This window comes from Comamonas sp. FG99 (assembly GCF_057808605.1).
The window spans coordinates 83,508-101,543 of the sequence record NZ_JBMDII010000019.1; the positions used below are offsets into that span (position 1 = coordinate 83,508).

Below are 18,036 nucleotides of genomic sequence, written 5' to 3' on the forward strand. Positions count from 1 at the left end.
ATGAAATCCTTGACACAGCACAGCGTTCGATTCGCCCTGCACTCCATCGCCGCCTGCGCTTTCCTGGCCTGCGCCGCCGGCCCGGCCCAGGCGCAGACGGCGGTCGATGCCACCACCACCAGCGTGCGCCCCGGCGAGCCGGTGACCCTGAACTTCGCCAACGCCGACATCGAATCGGTGGCCCGCGCCATGGCCACCATCACCGGCAAGAACGTGGTGGTGGACCCGCGCGTCAAGGGCACGATGAACCTGGTGACCGACAAGGCGGTGACGCCTGCCGCCGCGTTCGAGCAGTTCCTGGCGGCGCTGCGGCTGCAGAGCTACACCGTGGTCGAGGCCGCGGGCCTGTACAAGGTGGTGCCCGAGGCCGACGCCAAGCTGCAAGGCAGCGCGGTGCGCATCACCCAGGGCGGCAGCACGCGCAGCGCCCAGGGCGGCGGGCAAGGCGGCGGCCAGATCGTGACGCAGATCTTCAAGCTCAACTTCGAGAACGCCAACAACCTGGTGCCGGTGCTGCGCCCGCTGATCAGCCCCAACAACACCATCAACGTCAACCCGGGCAACAACACGCTGGTCATCACCGACTATGCCGACAACCTGCAGCGCATGGCGCGCATCATCGCCAGCATGGACGTGGCCAATGCCAGCGACGTGGAGATCATTCCGCTGCAAAACGCCATCGCCACCGACGTGGTGCCGCTGCTGCAGCGCCTGATCGACGGCGGCGGCTCCGGCCCCGCGAGCGCCACCACCGGCCAGGCCGATAGCTCCTACCGCACCACGCTGCTGGCCGAGCCGCGCACCAACACCATCCTGCTGCGCGCGGCCAACCCGGCGCGCGTGGCCCAGGTCAAGGCCCTGGTGGCCAAGCTCGACCTGCCCTCGCGCGGCGGCGCGGGCAACGAGGCCGCCGGCAACATCCATGTGGTCTACCTCAAGAACGCCGATGCCACGACACTGGCGGGCACGCTGCGCGCCGCGCTGACGGGGCAGGATGGCGGCAGCGGCGCCAGCCTCAACCTCGGCGGGCTCTCGTCCGGCGGCCTGTCTGCGGGCAACCGCGGCAGCAGCCTGTCCTCGGGCACCAGCAGCATCGGCGGCAGTACCAGCAACAGCAGCAGTAGCAGCAGCTCTGGCCTGGGCGGGATGGGCCTGGGCGGCGGCACCCGCGCCAGCAACGCCTCGCTGTCCGGCGGCAGCGGCAATGCCAGCACCACCGGCGGCATCGTCCAGGCCGACGTGGCGACCAATTCGCTGATCATCACCGCGCCCGAGCCGCTGTACCGCCAGATCCGCGCGGTGATCGACCAGCTCGACGGCCGCCGCGCCCAGGTGCTGGTGGAAAGCCTGATCGCCGAAGTCAACGTCGATAAAGCCGCACAGTTCGGCGTGCAGTGGCAAAGCCTGATCGGCCAGGGCAGCAGCGTGGTCGGCCTGCTGGGCAGCAATTTCACCGTGGGCGGCACCAACCTGTTCGATCTGGCGGCGGGCATCGCGACCGCCAATGCTTCCGGTGACTATTCCAACCTGAACAAGCCCTCGGCCGGCATGAACCTGGGCCTTGGCATCAAGCACAACGGCGAATATGTGCTGGGTGCGCTCGCCAACCTGCTGCAGGCCAGCGGCGACGGCAACGCACTCGCCACCCCGAACCTGCTGACGCTGGACAACCAGGAGGCGCAGATCCTGATCGGCGAGAACGTGCCCTTCGTGACCGGTTCCTACGCCAATACCAGCGGCTCCAACACGGTCAATCCCTTTACTACCGTGCAGCGCCAAGACGTAGGCCTGACGCTGCGCGTGCGCCCGCAGATCAATGCCAACGGCACCATCAAGCTCTCCATCTACCAGGAGACCTCCAACGTCAAGGACGGCACCGCTGACAAGGCGAACGGCCCCACCACGACGAAACGCTCGATCGAATCGACCGTGCTGGTGGAGGATGGCTCCATCATCGTGCTCGGCGGCCTGCTGCAGGACCAGTACACCGGCTCGGTGCAGAAGGTGCCATGGCTGGGCGACATCCCGGGCGTGGGGGCGCTGTTCCGCAGCGACACACGCACTCGCAAGAAAACCAACCTGATGGTCTTCCTGCGCCCGGTGGTGGTGCGCGATGCGAATGCCAGCCAGCAACTCAGCCTCGACCGCTACGAGCTGATGCGCGGCCTGCAGCAGGCCAACCAGCCGGAGCGCAGCAGCACCGTGCCGATCAATGACTCACCCATCATGACCCCGCTGCAGCAGCAGACCATAGGCGCGCCGCTGGGCTACTCGGAGACGCCGGTGGTACAGGCCGCGCCGCTGGTGGTGACGCCGCAGGGCATGCAGCTTGAGCACTGAGCGGCTCGCGCCTCTGGGCTACTTGCGCCCAAGCGCTAAAGCGCATGGCATGCATTGGATATGCGGCAACGCAAAGGTATCATTGGCAATACCATGAAGGCCTTGCCGCGCATCGTCATCGACACCAATGTACTGGTTGCCGCCTTGCGCTCGCGCGCAGGCTGGTCGTTCGATCTGCTGTCGCAGCTGGGCCAACAGCGTTTCCAGCACATAGTCTCGGTGCCTTTGGTGATGGAGTACGAGGATGTGCTGCTGCGGCCGGGCATGGTGCGCGTTGGTGCCAGTGCCGTGCACGGCATCCTCGACTACCTTTGCTCCACTGCGATTCGCCAGCCGATCCATTTTCTGTGGCGGCCGCAACTGTCCGACCCCAAGGACGACATGGTGCTGGAAACCGCGGTCAATGGACAATGCCCATACATCGTCACTTGGAATACGCGTGATTTTGCGGCGGCCGCCCGCTTCGGGATCAAGATCGTCAATCCGCAGCAATTTCTGCACTTGCCATCCGGAGGAAAACCTTCATGAGCACCCTCAGCATCCGCCTGCCCGAATCCCTGCACAAGAATGCCAAGGCCTATGCCAGCCAAGAAGGCGTTTCCATCAACCAGCTCATCAGCACCGCGCTGGCTGAAAAACTCGCCGCGCTGGGCGCGCAGGACTACCTGGAACAACGCGCAGCCCGTGGCAGCCGCGAGCAGTTTGACGCCGCGCTGGCAAGCGTGCCAGACGTCGATCCAGAACCATGTGACCGCCGCTGACATGGCATTGCCAAACTCCAACACCAGCTCCCAAAACCATAGCTTCCAGCGCATGCCATTCATGATCCTTAAAGCAAAAAGCATTTGAAATCGATGAATATCAAGCGCCAAAAGCTCATTTTTTCATAGCAACATCCACTCCATGCGCCACCCGCTCCCCTACGCCTTTGCCCGCGGCAGCCAGTTGCTGCTGGAGGAAGATGCCGGCCAGGCCGTGCTGTGGCACGGGCCGCAGCCCGATGCCGGCGCGCTGTCCGAAGTGCTGCGCAAATACCCTGTGCAGCACCTGGCGCGGCTGGAGGCCGAGCAGATCGCCCAGCGCATCAGCCAGGCCTATTCGCACAGCGAGTCGAATGCCGCCACGGTGATCAGCGAGGTCGAGTCGGATGCCGACCTCTCGCGCATGATGCAGGACATACCGGCGGTGGAAGACCTGCTCGAATCCGCCGGCGACGCGCCCATCATCCGCATGCTCAACGCCCTGCTCACGCAGGCCGCGCGCGACGGCGCCAGCGACATCCACATCGAGCCCTACGAGCGCCACTCCAGCGTGCGCTTTCGCATCGACGGCGCGCTGCGCGAAGTGGTGCAGCCGCACCGCGCGCTGCACGCGGCGCTGATCTCGCGCCTGAAGATCATGGCCGACCTGGACATCTCCGAAAAACGCCTGCCGCAGGACGGCCGCATCAGCCTGCGCCTGGGCACGCGCGCCATCGACGTGCGCGTCTCCACCCTGCCCAGCGCCCACGGCGAGCGCGCGGTGCTGCGCCTGCTGGACAAGAGCGAGAGCAAGCTCACGCTGGCGGCCGTCGGCATGCAGGGCGCGACGCTGGCGCGCTTCAACCAGCTCGTCGCCCAGCCGCACGGCATCGTGCTCGTCACCGGCCCCACCGGCTCGGGCAAGACCACCACGCTGTATGCCGCGCTGGGCCAGATGGATGCCACGCAAGGCAACATCATGACGGTGGAAGACCCCATCGAGTACGAGCTGCCCGGCATCGGCCAGACCCAGGTCAACCCCAAGATCGACCTCACGTTCGCCAAGGCGCTACGCGCCATCCTGCGCCAGGACCCGGACGTGATCATGATCGGCGAGATCCGCGACTTCGAGACCGCGCAGATCGCCATCCAGGCCTCGCTCACCGGCCACCTGGTGCTGGCCACGCTGCACACCAACGACGCCACCAGCGCCATCACCCGGCTGACCGACATGGGCGTGGAGCCGTTCCTACTGTCATCCTCGCTGCTGGGCGTGCTGGCCCAGCGCCTGGTGCGCAAGATCGACGCCAGCGAGCCCAGCGGCTACAAGGGCCGCACCGGCATCTTCGAGCTGCTGGTGGTGGACGACACCATCCGCCAGCAGATCCACAACCAGGCGCCCGAGTCCGAGATCCGCGCGGCCGCGCAGGCCGGCGGCATGCAGCTGATGCGCGACGACGGCGAACGCCTGGTGCGCGAGGGCATCACCACGGCGCAAGAGGTCATGCGGGTGACGCGGGATTGACCACAGCCTGCATGGGATATCGCAGCCGGCAAGAATCTCAGGCATGACAAAGACTCCATCCTCACCCGCGCTCTCCATGCTCGACCTGGTTGCCGTGCGCGAAGGCGGCACGGTCGCCCAGGCGCTGCAGCTGGCGGTGCGCACCGCCCGGCATGTCGAATCGCTGGGCTTTTCACGCTACTGGCTGGCCGAGCACCACAACATGCCGGGCATCGCCAGCTCGTCCACCGCGGTGCTGATCGGCCACATCGCCCAGGCCACGCAGCGCATCCGCGTGGGCTCGGGCGGCATCATGCTGCCCAACCATGCGCCGCTGGTGGTGGCCGAGGCCTTCGGCACCCTGGCCGAGCTGCACCCCGGCCGCATCGACCTGGGCCTGGGCCGCGCGCCCGGCACCGACGGCATGACCATGCGCGCGCTGCGCCGCGACCGCGTGGAGACCGAGGACGACTTTCCCCGCGACGTGCAGGAGCTGCAGCGCCTGCTCGCCCCCGCGCAGCCCGGCCAGCGGCTGGTGGCCACGCCGGGCGCCGGCACCAAGGTGCCGATCTGGCTGCTGGGCTCGAGCCTGTTCTCGGCCCAGCTGGCAGCGCACCTGGGCCTGCCGTATGCGTTTGCCTCGCATTTCGCGCCGCGCATGCTGCACCAGGCGGTGCAGCTGTACCGCGACCTATTCAAGCCCTCGGCCCAGCTGGCCAGGCCCTATGTGATGGTAGGCGCTCCGGTGATCGCCGCGCCCACCGACGACGAGGCCGAATACCTGGCCAGCAGCACCTACCAGCGGGTGCTGGGCATCATCACCGGCCAGCGCGGCCTTCTGCAGCGCCCGGTGGAGAACTATGCGGCCCGGCTCGGCGAGCCGGAGCGCCATGCGATCGGCGACTTCCTGGCGGTGGCCTCCATCGGCGGCCCCGACCGGGTGCGGGCGCGGCTGCGCCAGCTGCAGGCCGACACCGGGGCCGACGAGCTGATCCTGGTGAGCGACGTCTACGACGGCGATCTGCGCCTGCGCTCGCTGGAGATCACCGCCCAGGTGATGGGCGGCTGAGGCCGTGAGCCGCTCCGCCCGGCTGCTGCAATTGCTGGACCAGCTGCGGCGCGCGCGCCAGCCCGCCAGCGGGCCCGCGCTGGCCCAGGCCCTGGGCGTGAGCCTGCGCACCATCTACCGCGACATCGCCACGCTGCGCACGCAGGGCGCACTGATCGAGGGCGACCCCGGCATAGGCTACGAGATGCGGCCCGGCTTCGTGCTGCCGCCGCTGATGTTCACGCCCGACGAGCTCGAAGCCCTGCTGCTGGGCGTGCGCTGGGCCAGCCGCCAGGCCGATCCGCAGCTGGCCGGCGCGGCCGCCACCGCGATGGACCGCATCCGCAGCGCGCTGCCGCTGGACCTGCGCATCGCGGTGGACACCAGCGGGCTGCTGGTGCCGGCCATCCACGGCGATCCCGCGCCCGAACCCTGGCAGGCCGCGCTGCGCATTGCCATCCGGCGCCAGCACAAGGTACTGCTGCAGTACACCGACCAGCAGGGGCGCGATACCGAGCGGCTGGTGTGGCCCTTCGCGATGGCCTTCTTCGAGCACAGCCGCATCGTGGCCGCCTGGTGCGAGCTGCGCCAGGATTTCCGCCATTTCCGCGCCGACCGGGTGCGCGGCGTGCTCGACCAGCAGCAGCGCTACCCCGACCAGCGGCAAAGCCTGATCGAGCGCTGGTCGCGGGAGACGGGCCACTGCATCGGCTGAGGTGCAGACTCGGCACTGCTGACAAAAATTGTCAGCATACCCTCCTAGAGTCGCTCCATGGCAGCTTCGCCATGCGATACGGAGTCCCACCGTGCTGGGTATCTACAGGAGAGCTTCGATGACATCTTCCACGCTGCGCTTTTACTTCAACCCCCTGTCCCGCGCCCGCGTGGTGCGCTGGATGCTGGAGGAATGCGGTGCCGAATATGAGAGCGTGCTGCTCGAATACGGCACTACGATGAAGTCGCCCGACTACCTGGCCATCAACCCCATGGGCCAGGTGCCCGCCATCGTCGACGGCGGCACCGTCGTCACCGAGACCGGCGCCATACTCGCCTACCTGGCCGACAAGTACCCGCACAAGCAGCTGGCGCCGGCGGTGGGCAGCGCGGCGCGCGGCGAATACTACCGCTGGCTGTTCTTCGTGGCAGGCGCCTCGGAAACCACCACGGCCCGGCTGCATGGCTGGCTGCAAGAGCAGGCGCAGTGGCGCTCGGCGAGCTCGGGCTTTGGCCAGCTCGACACCGTGGTGCGCACCATGGAGAACGCCGTGGCCGAAAAGCGCTACCTCTGCGGCGACCACTTCACTGCGGCCGACCTGTTCATGGCCGGCTACCTGAGCTGGGGCATGATGGTGGGCGTGCTGCCGCGCAAGAAGGCTTTCGAAACCTATGCGCAGCAGCTGTGCAGCCGCCCCGCCGCGCTGCGGGCCGAAGCACTGGACACAGTACCCGGGCAGGCGCAGCAGGGCTGATGCGCCCGAGCGTCACAGCGCTCCGTAGCTGTGCAGGCCCGACAGGAACATGTTCACGCCCAGGAAGGCGAAGGTGGTCACCGCCAGCCCCACCAGCGCCCACCAGGCGGACACGGTGCCGCGCAGGCCCTTGATGAGCCGCATGTGCAGCCAGGCGGCGTAGTTCAGCCAGACGATCAGCGCCCAGGTTTCCTTGGGGTCCCAGCTCCAGTAGCCGCCCCAGGCCTCGGCGGCCCACAGCGCGCCCAGCACGGTGGCGATGGTGAAGAAGGCAAAGCCCACCGCGATCGCCTTGTACATCAGGTCGTCGAGCACTTCGAGCGCGGGCAGGCGCTGGGCGATGCGCTTGCGGCCCAGCAAAATGCCGGCGACGATCAGCGCCGAGATGCCGAAGTACACGATCCAGTAGCTGCTGCCCTTGCCGTCGGTAGCGGTCTGGCGGAACACGATGGGCTCGAAGCACAGCACCACGCCCAGCAGCCACAGCGGCGCGAGCTTGTACCAGCGCTGTTCAGCGGAAGACAGGCTGGCCTGCTGCTTGATGAGGTAGGCAAACGCCACCATGGCCGACAGCGCGAAGGTGCCATAGCCCACGAAGTTGGCGGGCACATGCAGCTTCATCCACCAGCTCTTGAGGGCCGGCACCAGCGGCTGGATCTCGTGCGCCTGGCGCACCAGCGTGTACCACAGCAGAAAGCCCACCGCCGCGCTCACCACCAGCATCACGAAGCCGCCCAGCGCCCGCGTGCCGTAGTGCTGCTCGTAGTACAGGTAGAACAGCGCGGTCATCCAGCTGAACAGCACGAACACCTCGTACAGGTTGCTGACGGGGATGTGGCCGATATCGGGGCCGATCAGGTAGCTTTCGTACCAGCGCACCATGGTGCCGACCAGCGCCATGGTGATGGCCACCCAGGCGACGCGGGTGCCCATGGCCGACATGGCCATGCCCTCGCCGCGCGAGAACATGCCCACCCAGTAGAAGATGGTGCTCATGAAGAACAGCACGCTCATCCACAGGATGGCCGACTGGCTGGACAGGAAGTACTTGAGCCCGAACACCGCCTCCGAGCGCGCCAGCGAGCCCGCGCCGTCCACCTGGTACAGCGATAGCGCCAGCAGCGACAGCGCGGCCACCGCCGCCATCAGCAGCTGCAGCGGCCGCCAGAACCAACCCAGCGCGATGGCGCACGGCACGGTGCCGATGAGGATGCCCTTCTCGTACACGTCCATCGCCTGGCCGTAGCGCTGGAAGGCGAATGCTCCGCCCACCAGCACGGCGAGCGCGAACAGCCAGTCGAGCGGCTTGCGGCGGGCGAAATAGCCGGGGTTCAATGTCACCGTCTGGCCGCGCGGCTGCGGCGACGGGGTCACGATGGTATTCATCACAATCCTTGCGCGGGCCTGGGGCCCGGAGAATGGTTCGGGGCGACGCCAAGCAGCTGCTGCGCGAGCCGTTCAAATTCGCGGTCGGTGTCCAGCAGCTTGCGGTTCGACGACAGCGCCATCTTAGCGAGCGCGCCGCCGGATGCGCAGGGTGATATCCATACCCAAACGCGCCGCTCGCGTACATACAGCATGCCGAAAACGCCCAGGATCAGCAGCAGGCAGCCCAGGTACACCACCTTCTTGCCGGGCGCGCGGGCCACCTGGAACACGCTGGCCTGCACCTGCTGGAAGTCCGCCAGCTCGAATACCATGGGCTCGGGGTAGAGCTGGATGTCGCTGAGCGAGAGCACGGCCTGCGTCATGAAGCGCTGGGTCGCCTCGTCCTGTGCCAGCGGCTGCTTGCCGGCCTGGCTGCGGCTCATCTGCGCCAGCTCGAACAGCACGCCGTTGAGAATGCGCACCAGCACTTCGCTGGCCTTGGAGCGCTCGGCCTCGGGTACGTTGGTCTCCATGAAGTCGGACACCGCCTGCAGCCCGCCCACGCGCTCGCCCTTGTCGCTCACATGGCCGGCGAACATCGACACCGCCTTCAGCGCCGACTGGCGCAGCTGCTCGCGCAGGTCGGCGCGCTCGGCCGCGACCGACATGTCCACATAGCGGCGCACCGCCTCTTCGCGCAACCTGGGGTCGTCAAGCGCGGCCTTCAGCGCGAAGAAGCCGCGCCAGCTGTGCTCGTCGTCGGCCGGGATGCGCAGGTAGCGGAACTGCGCGTCCACCGCCTCGCGCACGCCCCACAGGAAGACGGGCTGGCCGTCGCCGGTGTCCACCGGCAGCATGTAGTTGTTGAACTCGCGCGCCTGGCCCGAGGCGTCGCGCAGCTTGTAGCTCACGCTCGGGCCCACGTTGCGCAGGTCCTTGCCGGCGGTGGTCTTGTTGCCCGCGCCCAGGTGCGATTCGATGGTGGTCTTGATGTCCACCTTGCGCACGTCGGCGCCGCTGGCGCCGCTGGCGCCGGCCAGGTTCTCGACGTTGATGGTGCGCAGCCCGGTGAACTCCAGCGTCAGCGGCGGCTGGCCTTCGCCGGTGGAGATGCGGGTGGAGCCGCCGACCTCGCCGCTCACGTCGAAGGGCTTCATGCCGTCGACCAGCGGCAGCGCATGCAGCTTGAGCCGGGAGCCGCCGTCGTCGAAGCTCGACTGGTAGATCTCCACGCCTTTGTAGCTGGCGGGGTGGTTGACCTCGATGCGCGCCGCTTGCTGCGCGCCGGTTTCCTTGTCGTGGATGATCACGTCGCTGGCGAACAGCTTGGGCATGCCGGTGGAGTAGTACTCGACGATGAACTTCTTGAGCTCCACCGCGAAAGGCAGCTCCTGCACCAGGATGCCGTCGGACTGAGTGAGGATGGCCGAGCTCGACTGCGTACCCTCGGCCACCAGCAGGTTGCCGCGGAAGGTGGGGTTGCGCGCCGACAGCCGGTGCTCGGGCGCCACCTCGGAGATCAGCCCGCCGCCGCTGTAGCTGCTCTTGCCGCCCAGCAGCATCTGCGCGCGCACGATCAGGTCGCCGTCAAGCAGGCCGCCCAGGCAGATCAGCACGATGGCGCTGTGCGCCGCCAGGTAGCCGATCTTGTGGACGCCGCCGGCCTTGGCCGCCACCATCCAGCCGGCTCCGGCCGGGGTTGCGCGCTGCTGCAGCCGCACCCGCCAGCCGCCGCCGGCCATGGCCTGGCCGATGCGCTCGGCCACCTGCCCGGGCGCCTCGGCCAGCGCGGCCTCGGCCTTGTGGTGGAAAGCCTGCAGGCTTTGCTCGCGGATGTTTTCCTTGTAGCTGCGCAGGTCTGCCAGGTACTTGGGCGCATGCTTGGCGATGCACAGCGAGGTGCTGGTGACCAGGAACGCCAGGATCAGCAGGAACCACCAGGCGCTGTACACCGTGTTCAGCCTGAGCGACAGGAACAGCTGCGCCCAGAACGGCCCGAACTGGTTCACGTAGTTGACCGCCGGCTCGCCCTGCTTGAGCACGGTGCCGATCACCGAGGCGATGCAGATCACCGTCAGCAGGGAGATGGCGAACCGCATCGAGGACAGCAGCTCCACCAGCGAGCGCCGCGACACGGCGCCTCCCCTGGGCAGGCTGCCGGAGATTTCCGACATAGACGACCTACTAGTTCACAAGCAACACAAAAGGCGAATCATCCCAGAAGATGGATTCGCCCTGTCGAATATCACACATGCCCGGCACGACGACCGGATCGCGCCGATCAACGCAGGCCGGCGATATAGTCGGAGACCGCCTTGATCTCCTTGTCGTTCATCTTCGCGGCCACCTGGGTCATCGGGATGCTGTTGCCGCGCTTGCCGTCGCGGAAGTCGTGCAGCTGCTTGACGGTGTAGTCCGCATTCTGGCCCGACAGGCGCGGGTACTGGGCCGGCACGCCGGCGCCGTTGGGGCTGTGGCAGCCGGCGCAGGCGGCGATCTGGCGGTCGGGAATGCCGCCGCGGAAGATGCGCTCGCCCATGGCCACCGTGTCCTTGTCCTTGGCGAAGCCGGTCTTGGCGCTCTTGCTGGCCAGCCAGTAGGAGATGTTGCGCATGTCGGCATCCGACAGCGCGGCCACCATGCCCTTCATCACCGGATCGTTGCGCTTGCCCGACTTGAACTCCTGCAGCTGCTTGATCAGGTATTCGGGGTGCTGCTGCGCCAGCTTGGGGTTGATCGCGATCGACGCGTTGCCGTCTGCGTTGTGGCAGGCGGCACACACCGCGGTGTAGCTGGCTTCTCCCTTGGCCAGGTCCGGCTTGGCTGCCGCGGCAGGCGCCTCCGATGCGGAAAATGCAGAAAACGCAGGGACGGCCAGAGCAGCAGCAGTCAGCAGGGAGGCTAGCAACTTCATATCGGGGTCTTTGTCTAGTGTTTATTGGTTATCCGGCTAAATCGGCGCGATTCTACAATGATGCCTGATTTGAGCTCAACTGCACATGACGACAACACCTAGTACCGCGCCGGCGCTTGACCCAGCACAAACCATCGACGGCAAGTCCGCGCTGGGCTGGATGCACACCGCCCGCTTCCTCACCACCGCGGCCCAGCTGCACCAGCTGCCCGAGGTGGGCGTGCCGGAGTTCGCCTTCGTGGGCCGCTCCAACGCCGGCAAGTCCACCTGCATCAACACCCTCACCCAGCAAAAGCAGCTGGCCTTCGCCTCGAAGAAGCCGGGCCGCACCCAGCACATCAACCTGTTCGCGCTGGGCAAGCAGGGCGCCACCGACGCCGTGCTGGCCGACCTGCCCGGCTACGGCTACGCCGCCGTCTCGCGCGACGACAAGCTGCGCTGGCAGCAGGTGATGGTGAACTACCTGGTCAGCCGCCCGGGCCTCACCGGCATCGTGCTGCTGTGCGACCCGCGCCTGGGCCTGACCGAGCTGGACGAGGCGCTGCTGGAGATCATCCGCCCCCGCGTGGAGCAGGGCCTGAAGTTCCTGGTGCTGCTGACCAAGGCCGACAAGCTCACCCGCGCCGAACAGGCCAAGGTGCTGTCCATTACGCGACTCAACGCCGGCGGCGGCGAGGTGATGCTGTTCTCGGCGCTCAAGAAACAGGGCGTGGAGCAGGTGGCGCAGCTGCTGTGGCGCTGGAGCCACCCGCCGGTGGAGCCGGCAGAAGGCGATACCCCAAAAGCATAGCTGCTAGCGCCTTCTGACTATAGGTTTCCAATAGTTTTATATCTGAAAATCAATACTGGAAAGCGCCAAAAGCTATGGTTTTTAATTAAGCGCTTCAATCGTACAGCGACGCCTGCCCGTCAGGCCGGGTCTTGAAGCGCTTGTGCACCCAGTAGTACTGGGCCGGCATGGTCATGATCGCGGCCTGCAGCTCGCGGTTCATGCGCGCGGTGTCGGCCACATGGTCGTCGGTGGGAAAGTTCTCCCACGCGGGCGTCAGCTCGGCCACGTAGCCCTCGGGCGTCATGCGGTTGTACAGCGCCACCACCTTGGCCTTGCCCAGCCGGGCAAAGCGCGACAGCGACGGGATGGTGGCCGTCTGCTGCACCGCGAAGAACGGCACGAACACCGAATCGCCCTTGCCATAGTCCATATCGGGCAGCAAATACAGCAGGCCGCCCTTGCGCAGGCAGGAGATGATGGGCTTGACGCCGTCGGCCCGGTTGAGCATGCGCACATGGCCGAAGCGCTGGCGCCCGGCCATGAACCAGGCATCCAGCGCCGGATCGGGATTGGTCGCGTAGATGGAGGTGAACTCGCGGCTGGTGTTGAGCGGCAGCGCCAGCCCGCCGGCATCCATGCTGTAGAAATGCGGCGCGAACACAATGGTGGCCTCGCCGCCTTCCAGCTCCTGGGTGGCGCCCACCAGCTTCACCCGGCTGCGCACCAGCGCCTGCGAGCCAAACCACAGCCAGCTGCGGTCGAGAAAGGTCTGGCAGAACACCTCGAAGCTCTCGCGCGCCCAGGCCTTGCGCCGGGCCTCGGGCAGCTCGGGGAAACTCAGCTCCAGGTTGCGCAGCGCAATCCGCCGGCGCTGGCGCGCCAGCACGAAAAGCGCGCGCCCGATCCACTTGCCCAGGCCTCGCAGCACCGGCAGCGGCAACCTGGCCAGCACATGCATGCAGCCAATGGCGATACGGCTGGCGCTCATGGCTGTTCACGCTCCACGCGCGGCTGCTTGTAGCGGCCATAGCCCCAAAGGTACTGCTGCGGGCATTGGCGGATGGTGTTTTCCATAGCCGCGTTGATCTGCCGCACGGCAGACTCCAACGATTGCGATGTGGGCACTGACAGCTCCTCCAGATACAGCCTATAGCCCTGCCCCCGGGGCAGGCGTTCACAGCGGGCCACGATCACCGCCGCGCCGGTTTGCAGCACCAGGCGTGCCGCCAGCGTCATCGTATAGGCATCGCGGCCGAAGAAAGGCGACCAGATGCCCAGCCCGTCGGGCGGCACCTGGTCGGGCAGCAGGCCCACGGCCGAGCCCTGGCGCAGCGCCTTGATCATCTGGCGCACGCCCGACAGCGTGGTGGGCACCGCCTGCACGCCGGGGCGGTTGCGCGCGGTCTCCAGGATCTGGGCCAGCCAGCCCTGGCGGGCCGGGCGGTACAACACCGTGATGTCGCCATGCGCATGCGCCCAGCGCCGCGCCGCATCCTGCACCGACATCTCGAAGCAGCCGATATGCGGCGTGAGGAAGACGATGCCCTTGCCGCGGCCAAACGCCTGCAAGGCGCACTCCTCGTTCACCATGGTGCAGGGCGGCAGCCGGCCCAGCCAGATGCGCGGCATCTCGAACACCATGCGCCCGGCATGGCCCACCGCCGCCCGCAGCTGCGCGAAGCCATAGCCGGCCTGGCGCGCATTGGCGCCGAAGCGGCGCCGGTAGGTGGGCGACAGCAGGAACACCAGCCATCCCATGGCCGCGCCCAGCGCGTGCAACAACCACAACGGCGCTGCGGACAAGATACGAAACACAACAGGCATTAGAATACGCGGGTCGCTGAGTTAAAGAGCAACTTGCAGGGCGACGTTAAAACAAAACTGCTAAAGCGTTCGCCAGGCTCCTTCTAGCTCGGGCAACGCATTGCCTGCATTGAAGGAGTTTTTCATTTATGGCGAACAGCGATTTTCTCTTCACCTCGGAGTCCGTGTCGGAAGGCCACCCCGACAAGGTGGCGGATCAGATCTCCGATGCGATTCTGGACGCTATTTTCACCCAGGATCCGTACAGCCGCGTGGCTGCCGAGACCTTGACCAACACCGGCCTGGTGGTGCTGGCCGGTGAAATCACCACCGGCGCCAATGTCGACTACATCCAGGTGGCGCGCGACACCATCAAGCGCATCGGCTACGACAACACCGAATACGGTATCGACTACAAGGGCTGCGCGGTACTCGTGGCCTACGACAAGCAGAGCCAGGACATCGCCCAGGGCGTGGACAAGGCCAGCGACGATGAGCTCAACACCGGCGCCGGCGACCAGGGCCTGATGTTCGGCTACGCCTGCGACGAAACCCCCGAGCTGATGCCCGCGCCGATCTACTACGCGCACCGCCTGGTCGAGCGCCAGGCCCAGCTGCGCAAGGACGGCCGCCTGCCCTTCCTGCGCCCCGACGCCAAGAGCCAGGTGACCATGCGCTACGTGGACGGCAAGCCCCACAGCATCGACACCGTGGTGCTGTCCACCCAGCACAGCCCCGACCAGTCGGAGACCGCCACCCGGATGAAGGCCTCGTTCACCGAGGCCATCATCGAGGAGATCATCAAGCCGGTGCTGCCCCAGGAGTGGCTGCAGGACACCAAGTACCTGATCAACCCCACCGGCCGCTTCGTGGTCGGCGGCCCGCAGGGCGACTGCGGCCTGACCGGGCGCAAGATCATCGTCGACACCTACGGCGGCGCCTGCCCGCACGGCGGCGGCGCGTTTTCGGGCAAGGACCCAACCAAGGTCGACCGCTCGGCCGCCTACGCCGCGCGCTACGTGGCCAAGAACGTCGTGGCCGCCGGCCTGGCGCGCCAATGCCAGGTGCAGGTGGCCTACGCCATCGGCGTGGCCCGCCCGATGAACATCACGGTCTACACCGAAGGCACGGGCGTGATCCCCGACGCCGAGATCGCCAAGCTGGTGGCCGCGCACTTCGACCTGCGCCCCAAGGGCATCATCCAGATGCTGGACCTGCTGCGCCCGATCTACAGCAAGACCGCGGCCTACGGCCACTTCGGCCGCGAAGAGCCCGAGTTCACCTGGGAGAAGACGGATAAGGCCGCCGCCCTGCGGGCGGCAGCCGGGCTGTAAGCCCCAGGCGTGCAATGCACGCCTTATCCGTCTTCGGGCGGAGTTCATATCGCGCAGCGATGTGAACGCAGACCATAAGGCCGCCGCCCTGCGGGCGGCAGCCGGGCTGTAAGCCAAGCTCCCTTCTACGTAGCAACCACCGGGTACACACCCGGTGGTTTTTTTTGGGCGCTTGCCATCAAAATGGCCGGGGTAATGCCAAATTCAAAGGAGGAACTTCCGCATGCAACAACAAGCATCCAAAGGGGGAGTCAGCCATCTCGGCTGGATCCTGCTGGCCGTGGTCGGCGCCGCCTGCCTGGGCGTTGTCGCCCTGCGGCGCGGCGAGCCGGTCAACGCGATCTGGCTGGTGGCCGCCGCCGTCAGCATCTACCTGGTGGCCTATCGCTACTACAGCCTGTTCATCGCCAACAAGGTGATGGGGCTCGATCCGCGGCGCGCCACGCCGGCGGTGCTCAACAACGACGGCATGGACTACGTGCCCACCAACAAGCATGTGCTGTTCGGCCACCACTTCGCCGCCATTGCCGGCGCCGGCCCGCTGGTCGGCCCGGTGCTGGCCGCGCAGATGGGCTACCTGCCCGGCACGCTGTGGCTGATCGCCGGCGTGGTGCTGGCCGGCGCGGTGCAGGACTTCATGGTGCTGTTCATCTCCACGCGCCGCAACGGCCGCTCGCTGGGCGAGCTGGTGCGCGAGGAGATGGGTCAGGTGCCCGGCACCATCGCCCTCTTCGGCGCCTACATGATCATGATCATCATCCTCGCCGTGCTGGCGCTGATCGTGGTCAAGGCCCTGGCCGAGAGCCCCTGGGGCATGTTCACCGTGATGGCGACGATGCCGATCGCACTGTTCATGGGTGTCTACATGCGCTACATCCGCCCGGGGCGCATCGGCGAGATCTCGGTCGCCAGCCTGCTGCTGTTGCTGCTGTCCATCTGGGGCGGCGGCAAGGTGGCGGCCAACCCCGAATGGGCGGCGGCCTTCACCTTCACCGGCGTGCAGATCACCTGGATGCTGATCGCCTACGGCGCCATCGCCTCGCTGCTGCCGGTATGGCTGCTGCTGGCGCCGCGCGACTACCTGTCCACCTTTCTCAAGATCGGCACCATCGTCGCGCTGGCGCTGGGCATACTGATCGTGGCGCCGCAGTTCAAGATGCCGGCGCTCACCCAGTTCGTCGACGGCACCGGCCCGGTCTGGAAGGGCAGCATGTTCCCCTTCCTGTTCATCACCATCGCCTGCGGCGCGGTGTCGGGCTTCCATGCCTTGATCTCGTCGGGCACCACGCCCAAGCTGCTCGACAACGAGGCCAACGCCCGCTATATCGGCTATGGCGGCATGCTGATGGAGTCCTTCGTGGCCATCATGGCGATGGTGGGCGCCTGCGTGATCGAGCCCGGTGTCTACTTCGCGATGAACAGCCCGCCGGCCATCGTGGGCGGCGATGTGCAGGCGGTGGCGGCCACGGTGAGCCAGTGGGGCTTCCACATCACGCCCGAGCAGCTCAACCAGGTTGCCAAGGACGTGGGCGAGCACACCATCTTGGCGCGCGCCGGCGGCGCGCCCACGCTGGCGGTGGGCATCGCCTTCATCCTGCACCATGTGCTGCCGGGCGAGGACACCATGGCCTTCTGGTACCACTTCGCCATCCTGTTCGAGGCGCTGTTCATCCTGACGGCGGTGGACGCCGGCACGCGCGCCGGGCGCTTCATGCTGCAGGACCTGCTGGGCAACTTCGTGCCGGCGATGAAGAAGACCGACTCGCTGCCTGCCAACCTGGTGGGCACCGCCGGCTGCGTGGCCATGTGGGGCTGGCTGCTGTACCAGGGCGTGGTCGACCCGCTGGGCGGCGTGAACACGCTGTGGCCGCTGTTCGGCATCTCCAACCAGATGCTGGCCGCGATCGCGCTGATGCTGGGTACCGTGGTGCTGATCAAGATGAAGCGCGGCAAGTACGCCTGGGTCACCGCCCTGCCCGCGGCCTGGCTGGTGCTGTGCACCTCGGCGGCCGGCCTGATCAAGCTGTTCGACCCCAACCCGGCGGTGGGCTTTGCCAGCCTGGGGCGCAAGTACAGCGACGCGGTGGCCGCGGGCCAGCTGATCGCGCCGGCCAAGAGCATGGAGCAGATGAAGGCCATCGCCTTCAACGCCTACACCAATGCCACATTGACGGCGATATTTCTGCTGGTGGTCTTCAGCGTTCTGGTCTACGCTGTGAAGGTGTCGCTGCAGGCCAGCCGCGCGGCGGGCCGCACCGACCGGGAAACCCCGTTCCAGCCCATGCCCGCCGCCGCGGGCGGGCGATAAGGAGCTAGCCATGTTCAATCTGCAGCAGCTCAAGGAGGCCGGCAGCTACCTGGGGCAAGCCGCGCGCCTGATGGTCGGCATGCCGGACTACGGCACCTATGTGCGCCACATGGAGCAGACCCACCCCGGCCAGCCCTACATGAGCTATGAGGAGTTCTTCAGGAACCGCCTGGATGCGCGCTACGGCGCCAACGGCTCGGGCCGCCCGATGCGCTGCTGCTGACCCCAGCCGCACCGCCCCAAAAGCATGCCTGGCGCATGCTTTTTTTTGCCGCCGGGCCGCCCCAAGGCAAAAAGCGCCCCCGTGGGGGTAATGCCGTTCACTTAAGCCAGTGAACCGCATGAGCCCCTCAGGAGCCCGAGCGTAGCGGGCAAGCATGGAGCCTTGTTTTGAGGCCAGAGGCCGGGTCTCGCCCCGGCGGGCGAGGTACTTTCT

The 18,036-nt window shown here is 67.0% G+C and carries 16 protein-coding genes; 11 read left to right on the top strand and 5 right to left on the bottom strand.

Translation table 11 applies throughout. From position 1 onward, the window contains the following. The 7 genes from gspD to ACODRX_RS14465 all read left to right on the top strand — a co-directional run bounded on the left by gspD (position 1) and on the right by ACODRX_RS14465 (position 7,101). On the top strand, positions 1 to 2,340 hold the full coding sequence (gene gspD, locus ACODRX_RS14435; RefSeq protein ID WP_488872213.1) for a type II secretion system secretin GspD: 2,340 nt from the start codon (positions 1 to 3) through the stop codon (positions 2,338 to 2,340). A 93-nt stretch (positions 2,341 to 2,433) separates the two neighbouring features. Next, complete coding sequence (locus tag ACODRX_RS14440; RefSeq protein WP_488872214.1) at positions 2,434 to 2,868, top strand: putative toxin-antitoxin system toxin component, PIN family; 435 nt, start codon at positions 2,434 to 2,436, stop codon at positions 2,866 to 2,868. Continuing rightward, positions 2,865 to 3,101, top strand: a complete 237-nt coding sequence (locus ACODRX_RS14445; protein ID WP_488872215.1) for a DUF6290 family protein — start codon at positions 2,865 to 2,867, stop codon at positions 3,099 to 3,101. Before ACODRX_RS14440 ends, ACODRX_RS14445 begins: the two co-directional genes overlap by 4 nt. Positions 3,102 to 3,243: 142 nt before the next feature. Next, positions 3,244 to 4,605, top strand: coding sequence for a GspE/PulE family protein (locus tag ACODRX_RS14450; protein ID WP_488872216.1), 1,362 nt, complete (start codon positions 3,244 to 3,246; stop codon positions 4,603 to 4,605). A 43-nt stretch (positions 4,606 to 4,648) separates the two neighbouring features. Continuing rightward, positions 4,649 to 5,653 carry an LLM class flavin-dependent oxidoreductase gene (locus tag ACODRX_RS14455; protein WP_488872217.1) on the top strand — a complete coding sequence of 335 codons (1,005 nt, stop codon included), beginning with the start codon at positions 4,649 to 4,651 and terminating at the stop codon, positions 5,651 to 5,653. A 4-nt stretch (positions 5,654 to 5,657) separates the two neighbouring features. Next, positions 5,658 to 6,347 carry a helix-turn-helix transcriptional regulator gene (locus ACODRX_RS14460; RefSeq protein WP_488872218.1) on the top strand — a complete coding sequence of 230 codons (690 nt, stop codon included), beginning with the start codon at positions 5,658 to 5,660 and terminating at the stop codon, positions 6,345 to 6,347. Between the two features lie 118 nt (positions 6,348 to 6,465). Beyond that, on the top strand, positions 6,466 to 7,101 hold the full coding sequence (locus ACODRX_RS14465; RefSeq protein ID WP_488872219.1) for a glutathione S-transferase family protein: 636 nt from the start codon (positions 6,466 to 6,468) through the stop codon (positions 7,099 to 7,101). A 12-nt stretch (positions 7,102 to 7,113) separates the two neighbouring features. On the opposite strand, the gene ccsB is transcribed toward ACODRX_RS14465, so the two are convergent. From ccsB to ACODRX_RS14480, 3 genes are all read right to left on the bottom strand, one after another. After that, entirely contained in the window at positions 7,114 to 8,487 is a 1,374-nt protein-coding gene (gene ccsB / locus ACODRX_RS14470; protein ID WP_488872220.1) for a c-type cytochrome biogenesis protein CcsB, read from the bottom strand. Then, entirely contained in the window at positions 8,487 to 10,643 is a 2,157-nt protein-coding gene (locus ACODRX_RS14475) for a cytochrome c biogenesis protein ResB (RefSeq protein ID WP_488872221.1), read from the bottom strand. Before ACODRX_RS14475 ends, ccsB begins: the two co-directional genes overlap by 1 nt. Before the next feature lie 107 nt (positions 10,644 to 10,750). Beyond that, a complete protein-coding gene (locus tag ACODRX_RS14480) occupies positions 10,751 to 11,383 on the bottom strand; it encodes a c-type cytochrome (protein ID WP_488872222.1) in 633 nt (210 codons plus the stop codon). Between the two features lie 85 nt (positions 11,384 to 11,468). Here ACODRX_RS14480 and yihA point away from each other — a divergent pair, with 85 nt between their 5' ends. Further along, entirely contained in the window at positions 11,469 to 12,173 is a 705-nt protein-coding gene (gene yihA / locus ACODRX_RS14485; protein WP_488872223.1) for a ribosome biogenesis GTP-binding protein YihA/YsxC, read from the top strand. A 94-nt stretch (positions 12,174 to 12,267) separates the two neighbouring features. On the opposite strand, the gene ACODRX_RS14490 is transcribed toward yihA, so the two are convergent. Together ACODRX_RS14490 and ACODRX_RS14495 are read right to left on the bottom strand one after the other, a co-directional pair. Further along, positions 12,268 to 13,143, bottom strand: coding sequence for a lysophospholipid acyltransferase family protein (locus tag ACODRX_RS14490; protein ID WP_488872224.1), 876 nt, complete (start codon positions 13,141 to 13,143; stop codon positions 12,268 to 12,270). After that, complete coding sequence (locus ACODRX_RS14495) at positions 13,140 to 13,979, bottom strand: lysophospholipid acyltransferase family protein (RefSeq protein ID WP_488872225.1); 840 nt, start codon at positions 13,977 to 13,979, stop codon at positions 13,140 to 13,142. The genes ACODRX_RS14490 and ACODRX_RS14495 overlap by 4 nt, the downstream gene beginning before the upstream one ends. A 128-nt stretch (positions 13,980 to 14,107) precedes the next feature. Between ACODRX_RS14495 and metK the strand changes: the two genes are divergently transcribed. The 3 genes from metK (at position 14,108) to ACODRX_RS14510 (ending at position 17,823) form a co-directional block, all read left to right on the top strand. Then, positions 14,108 to 15,292, top strand: coding sequence for a methionine adenosyltransferase (metK, locus tag ACODRX_RS14500; RefSeq protein ID WP_488872226.1), 1,185 nt, complete (start codon positions 14,108 to 14,110; stop codon positions 15,290 to 15,292). 223 nt (positions 15,293 to 15,515) lie between these two features. After that, complete coding sequence (locus tag ACODRX_RS14505; protein WP_488872227.1) at positions 15,516 to 17,600, top strand: carbon starvation CstA family protein; 2,085 nt, start codon at positions 15,516 to 15,518, stop codon at positions 17,598 to 17,600. 10 nt (positions 17,601 to 17,610) lie between these two features. Next, positions 17,611 to 17,823: a YbdD/YjiX family protein gene (locus ACODRX_RS14510; protein ID WP_488872228.1), complete on the top strand. Its 213-nt coding sequence runs from the start codon at positions 17,611 to 17,613 to the stop codon at positions 17,821 to 17,823. Positions 17,824 to 18,036: the final 213 nt, after the last annotated feature.